This window comes from Streptomyces phytophilus, assembly GCF_013870535.1.
In the GTDB taxonomy this organism is placed as follows: domain Bacteria; phylum Actinomycetota; class Actinomycetes; order Streptomycetales; family Streptomycetaceae; genus Streptomyces; species Streptomyces phytophilus.
In genome coordinates this window covers 1-6596 of record NZ_JACBXC010000237.1, presented here as the reverse complement: position 1 = coordinate 6596, position 6596 = coordinate 1, and the positions used below count along the sequence as shown (strand labels likewise).

5 protein-coding genes are annotated in these 6596 nt (G+C 71.8%); 4 read left to right on the top strand and 1 reads right to left on the bottom strand.

What is annotated here, in order from left to right; translation table 11 throughout:
* Positions 1–275 precede the first annotated feature (275 nt).
* Positions 276–1220 (bottom strand): LacI family DNA-binding transcriptional regulator, encoded by a 945-nt coding sequence (locus H5J30_RS13545; RefSeq protein ID WP_374100978.1) that lies wholly within the window; start codon positions 1218–1220, stop codon positions 276–278.
* Positions 1221–1769: 549 nt separating this feature from the next.
* Here H5J30_RS13545 and H5J30_RS13540 point away from each other — a divergent pair.
* The 4 genes from H5J30_RS13540 (at position 1770) to H5J30_RS13525 (ending at position 6404) form a co-directional block, all read left to right on the top strand.
* Entirely contained in the window at positions 1770–2942 is a 1173-nt protein-coding gene (locus H5J30_RS13540; RefSeq protein ID WP_181787685.1) for an ABC transporter substrate-binding protein, read from the top strand.
* A 10-nt stretch (positions 2943–2952) separates the two neighbouring features.
* The gene (locus H5J30_RS13535; protein WP_181787683.1) at positions 2953–3948 is read left to right on the top strand and encodes a carbohydrate ABC transporter permease; all 996 of its coding nucleotides are present in this window, start codon (positions 2953–2955) and stop codon (positions 3946–3948) included.
* A 10-nt stretch (positions 3949–3958) separates the two neighbouring features.
* Positions 3959–4864, top strand: a complete 906-nt coding sequence (locus H5J30_RS13530; protein WP_181787682.1) for a carbohydrate ABC transporter permease — start codon at positions 3959–3961, stop codon at positions 4862–4864.
* A gap of 121 nt (positions 4865–4985) precedes the next feature.
* Positions 4986–6404, top strand: coding sequence for a GH1 family beta-glucosidase (locus H5J30_RS13525; protein ID WP_181787681.1), 1419 nt, complete (start codon positions 4986–4988; stop codon positions 6402–6404).
* Positions 6405–6596 lie beyond the last annotated feature (192 nt).

Here is a 6596-nt window from a genome sequence, read left to right as displayed (position 1 = left end):
CGCCCGGCCCGGCTGAGCCGAGCGGACGGGGGTGGACCTGGGGTGGTTCGCCCCCCGTCCTCACCTCGCGGCGGGAGGTGCAAGTCTTGAAGTGTGGGAGCGCTCCCAATCTCCCGAAGGGTTATGCACCTGTCAACCCTCGCGACAGAAGTCGGCCCAGGGGCAGGCGAGTTGGCCGATACGGGCCCGAAAGTCGGCCCGCACACGCAGACGGGGCGGGCCCGCTTCCGGACCCGCCCCGCCTGCGTACCGCGGACCCCGCCGGGCCCGCCGGGTCACCCCGAGGCGCGTACCACCAGCTCCGTGGGCAGCACCACGTGCCGCTCCCGGGTGGCGTCCTTCGCCGCGATCCCGTCCAGCAGCACCCGCACCATGGCCCGCCCCATCTCCTCCGTGGGCTGCCGGACGCTGGTGAGCGGCGGATCGGTGTGCCGGGCCACCGGCGAGTCCTCGAAGCCGACGACCGCCACCTCGTCCGGCACCGTGCGGCCGGCCGCGCGCAGCACCTGCAGGGCGCCCGCCGCCATCACGTCCGAGGCGGCGAAGACCGCGTCCAGCGCGGGCCGCCGCTCCAGCAGCTCCTGCATCGCCCGGCGGCCGCCCTCCTCGGTGAAGTCGCCGACCGCGACGAGCCCGGGGTCCTCCTCGCGGTCCGCCGCCTTCAACGCCTGACGGTAGCCCGCCAGGCGGCAGCTCGCGACGTACATGTCGGCGGGTCCCGTGATGGTCGCGATCGCGCCGCGCCCGCGGCCGATCAGGTGCTCGACGGCCGCCTGCGCGCCGCCGGTGTTGTCCGAGTCGACGAACGGCACGGCCTCGCCCGCCGCCCGGCGGCCGTTGAGCACCGCCGGCAGCCCCATGGCCGCCAGCATCTCCGGCAGCGGGTCGCCCTCGTGCACGGAGACCAGCAGCACGCCGTCGACCCGGTCGGCGCTCAGATACGCCGCCAGCCGCTCCCGTTCCCGGGGCGAGCGGATGAGCGTCAGGAGGAGCTGCTTGTCCGTCTCCGCCAGCTCCGCGCTCACCCCGCGGACGATGTCGGAGAAGTACGGCTCGGAGAACAGCCGGGTCTCGGGCTCCGGGATCACCAGCGCGACCGCGTCCGCGCTGCCCGCCGCGAGCGCCCGCGCCGCGCGGTTGGGCACGTAGCCCAGCTCCGCGACCGCCCGTTCGACGGCCGTCCGCGCCTGCTCGCTGACCTGGTCCGATCCGTTGATCACCCGGGACACCGTCCCCCTGCCCACCCCGGCTCGCGCGGCGACCTGCTCAAGCGTCGGCCTACCACCGCGCCCGCCGCGCGCCACCGGCGTACGCCGATCCCTGACCGCCATTCCACCCTCCCGCGTTATGGCTGTCTGCTGACTGTCCGATTCTCGCCCCCTGCCCCGGTCCGCGGGCCGCACCGAAGCTAACAGCCGCGTAACGGGAGCCGGTCGAGATGTCCGGTCCCTTGACACCCCCTCACCGACAGGCCACCCTTCAACCAATCACTTCTGGGAGCGCTCCCACTCTACTCGACCCATAGAGAACCCGCACGAAAGCCCGCCCGAGCCGCCACCCCCGATCCCCTCGTTCACCTCCGGCAGGAGCGGCACGCGCCAGGGCGCTAGGAGGATGCAGTGCGCAGTTACCGCACGACCCGACGGGCCGTGGGCCTTTTGGCCGCAGCCGCTCTGGGCACCGGGTTGCTCAGCGCGTGCGCGAGCGATGACGACGACGGCTCGAAGAGCGACTCCGGGGACGGGGGGAGCGGGAAGACCACCATCACCATGGGCCTCTTCGGCACCTTCGGCTTCGAGGAGGCCGGGCTCTACGACGAGTACGAGAAGCTGAATCCGGACATCACGATCAAGCAGGACGTCATCGAGCGGAACGAGAACTACTACCCCGCTCTCCTCAACCATCTGACCAGCAACAGCGGTCTGGCCGACGTACAGGCCATCGAGGTCGCCAACATCGCCGAGGTCGTCGACACCCAGGCCGACCGGTTCATGGACCTCGGCAAGGTGGACGGCGCCTCGGAGGACGCCTTCCTGGACTGGAAGTGGCAGCAGGCCACCGCCGACGACGGCAAGACCATCGGGCTCGGCACCGACGTCGGCCCCATGGCCGTCTGCTACCGCAAGGACCACTTCGAGGCCGCCGGCCTGCCCACCGACCGTGAAGAGGTCGCCGAGCTGTGGGCGGGCGACTGGGAGAAGTTCCTCGACGCCGGCCGGGACTTCAAGGAGAACGGCCCCGAGGGCGTCGCCTGGGTGGACTCCGCCGACGCCGTGTACGACGGCGCCATCGCCTCCAGCGAGGGCAAGTACTACGACGAGGCCGGCGAGGTCATCTACAAGGACAGCCCGGACGTCGAGGCCGCCTGGGGCATCGCCTCCACCGCCGCCGAGGAGAAGCTCACCGGCAACCTGGAGCAGTTCACCAAGCAGTGGGACCAGGCGATGAGCAACGGCGACTTCGCCACCATCTCCTGCCCCGCGTGGATGCTCGGCTACATCCAGGAGAAGGGCGGCACCAAGGCCGAGGGCAAGTGGGACGTGGCCCAGTCGCCCAGGCCCGGCAACTGGGGCGGCTCCTTCCTCGGCGTCCCCGAGTCCGGCCCGAACAAGGACGAGGCGGCCAAGCTCGTCGCCTGGCTGACCGCGCCCGAGCAGCAGGCCAAGCTCTTCGCCGAGCGCGGCAACTTCCCCAGCGCCCCGCCCGCGTACGACATGGAGGCGGTCAGGACCGCCACCAACCCGTACTTCGGCGACGCCCCGATCGGGGAGCTGTTCTCCGCCTCCGCCGAGGAGATCCCGGTGCAGACGATCGGCCCGAAGGACCAGGTCATCGACGACAACATCGGCAACGGCCTGCAGCTCATCGAGCAGGGCAAGCAGGACCCCGACGGCGCCTGGGACGAAGCCGTCAAGGCCGTGGACAACGCCCTGGACCAGTGAGACACCGGCCATGACGCAGACTGGTACGGCCGTGGACGCGCCCCCCTCCGTCGAGGGGGGCGCGGCCCCGAAACGGCCCGCGCCCGACGACCGGCGGCAGAAGTGGCGCAGCCGCCGCTACCGGTGGGACGCCAAACTCAGCCCGTACGCCTTCATCACGCCGTTCTTCCTGTTCTTCGCCGCCTTCGGGCTCTTCCCGCTGCTCTACACCGCGTGGGCCTCGCTGCACCGGGTGGAGCTGACCGCGCCCACCGACATGGAGTGGGCCGGACTGCACAACTACACGCGGCTGTTCGAGGACCACTTCTTCTGGAACTCGCTGTGGGTCACCTTCACCCTCGCGGTGCTCTCCACGGTCCCGCAGTTGCTGATGGCGATGGGCCTGGCGCACCTGCTCAACTACAAGATGCGCGCCGCCTCCTTCTTCCGGGTGGCGATGCTCGCGCCGTACGCCACCAGCGTGGCGGCGGCGACGCTCGTGTTCGCGATGCTCTACGGCCGCGACTACGGGCTCATCAACTGGGTCTTCGGCCTGTTCGGCGTGGACGAGATCGACTGGAAGAGCGGCGACTGGACCTCGAAGATCGCCATCTCCACGATCGTGATCTGGCGCTGGACCGGCTACAACACCCTGATCTACCTGGCCGCCATGCAGGCCGTGCCGCACGACCTCTACGAGTCCGCGGCGCTGGACGGCGCGTCCCGCTGGAAGCAGTTCCGCTACGTCACCATCCCCTCCCTGCGGCCGACGATCCTGTTCACCGTCGTCGTCTCCACGATCGGCTCGGTCCAGCTCTTCGGCGAGCCGCTGCTGTTCGAGGAGGGCGCGGGCGCGTCCGGCGGCCCCGACCACCAGTTCCAGACCCTCGGCCTCTACCTGTACGAGCAGGGCTGGCGCAATCTGCACCTCGGCCGGGCCGCGGCCATCGCCTGGGTGATGTTCCTGATCCTCGTGGTGATCGGCATCGTCTTCGGCCTGATCTCGCGCCGGCTGCGGAAGAGCTGAAGGGAAGCTCATGGCAACGCTGACAGAGACCGCCCCCGAGACCGCGGCGCCGGCCCGCCGCCGGCGACGGCGCGCACCGAAGGCCGGGGAGGCCGGCGGCCAGCAGCGGGCGGGGAAGCTGACGTACGCCGTCCTGCTGCTCTTCACCGCGATCTCGCTCTTCCCGCTGATCTGGACCGCGGTCGCCGCCTCCCGCACCAACGAGCGGCTGGCGGAGACGCCGCCGCCGCTGTGGTTCGGCGGCAACCTCTTCTCGAACATGGAGACTGCCTGGACCGACGCGAACATGGGCCTGGCGCTCTTCAACACCACGCTCGTGGCGGGGGCGATCGCCGCGGGCACGGTGCTCTTCGGCACGCTGGCCGGCTTCGCCTTCGCCAAGCTGCGGTTCCGCTTCAAGAACCTGCTGATGCTGCTGGTGGTCGGCACGATGATGGTGCCGCCGCAGCTGAGCGTCGTGCCGCTGTACATGGCGATCGCGAAGCTGGAGTGGATCGACCAGCTCCAGTCGGTGATCCTGCCGTTCATCGTCAGCGCCTTCGGCGTGTTCTTCATGCGGCAGTACCTGATCCAGGCGCTGCCGACCGAGCTGATCGAGGCCGCCCGGGTGGACGGCGCGAGCAGCGTGCGGGTCATCTGGCACGTGGTCTTCCCCGCGGCCCGGCCCGCGATGGCCGTGCTGGGCATGCTGACGTTCGTGATGGCCTGGAACGAGTTCTTCTGGCCGATCATCGCGCTGACCCAGGAGAACCCGACCGTGCAGGTGGCGCTCACCAGCCTGGGCCGCGGCTATATCCCCGACCAGTCGGTGATCATGGCGGGCGCGCTGCTGGGCACGCTGCCGCTGCTGCTGCTCCTGCTGCTGTTCGGCAGGCAGATCGTCGGCGGCATCATGCACGGCGCGGTCAAGGGCTGAGCGCCCGTGGCCCGTTCGACCCGCGGCGGTACGACCCGCGCGCCGCCCGGGGGCAGTTGAGATACGACCGACCCTCGTTGTCCACGACGTTCGTCACCGCCGAGATTGGGAGCGCTCCCAGATGTCCGACACCACCGCCACCTTCCCCGAGGACTTCCTGTGGGGCACGGCCACCGCCGCGTACCAGATCGAAGGCGCCGCGCGGGAGCACGGCCGCACCCCCTCCATCTGGGACACCTTCTCGCACACCCCCGGGAAGACCGCGGGCGGCGACACCGGGGACGTCGCCGTCGACCACTACCACCGGCGCACCGAGGACGTACGCCTCATGGCCGGGCTCGGCGTCGGGGCGTACCGCTTCTCCGTCTCCTGGCCGCGCGTCCAGCCCACCGGCCGCGGCCCCGCCGTGCAGCGCGGGCTCGACTTCTACCGCGGGCTCGCCGACGAACTGCTGGAAGCCGGCATCAAGCCGGTGCTCACGCTCTACCACTGGGACCTGCCGCAGGAGCTGGAGACGGCGGGCGGCTGGCCGGAGCGCGACACGGCGCACCGGTTCGCCGACTACGCCCGCCTCGTCGGCGACGCCCTCGGCGACCGCGTCGAGCTGTGGACCACGCTCAACGAGCCGTGGTGCAGCGCGTTCCTCGGCTACGCCGCCGGGGTGCACGCCCCCGGCCGCACCGACCCCGTCGCCGCCCTGCGCGCCGCGCACCACCTCAACCTGGCGCACGGGCTCGCCGTCGACGCGCTGCGGACCGCGCTGCCCGCCCGCGCCGAGGTCTCCATCAGCCTCAACCCCGCGGTGGTGCGCCCCCGTACGGACTCCGAGGCGGACCGCGACGCCGCCCGCCAGGTCGACGCGCTGGCCACCCGCATCTTCACCGGCCCGATGCTCGACGGCGCCTACCCGCCCGACCTGCTCGACGACACCGCGCGGCTGACGGACTGGTCGTTCGTACGGGACGGGGACCTGCCGCTCATCAGCCGGCCGCTCGACTCGATCGGGCTGAACTACTACACGCCCACCGTCGTCTCCGCCGTCTCCGGCGACGCCGTGCCCGAGCGCGCCGACGGCCACGGCGGCGGCGCGCGGTCCCCCTGGCCGGCCGCGGACCGCATCGCCTTCCACCAGCCGCCGGGCGAGCGCACCGCGATGGGCTGGACCGTCGATCCGACCGGGCTGACGGAGCTGCTGCTGCGGTTCACCGCCGACGCGCCGGACCTGCCGCTGTACATCACCGAGAACGGCGCGGCGTACGACGACAAGCCGGAGCCGGACGGCTCGGTGCACGACCCGGACCGCATCGCGTACCTGCACGGGCACATCGGCGCGGTGCACCGCGCCATCGCCGAGGGCGCCGACGTGCGGGGCTACTTCCTGTGGTCGCTGCTGGACAACTTCGAGTGGGCCTACGGCTACGGCAAGCGGTTCGGCGCGGTGCACGTGGACTACACGACGCAGCGGCGCACGCCGAAGTCCAGCGCCCGCTGGTACGCGGACGTGATCCGCGCGGGGGCGCTGCCGCCGCTCGACATCTGACGGACGGCGCCACGGCGCCCGGACGGCGGGCGCCGGACGGGCCGTGCCTGCCGGACCGGTCACGGCAGACGGTCGCCCGGGAGATCGGGCACGGCGCACCGGCCCCCGGCAGACCTGGGCACGGCAGACCTGGGCACGGCAGACCGGCGCCCGGCGGGCCGGCAGACAGGCAGGCCGGCAGAGAGACGGGCG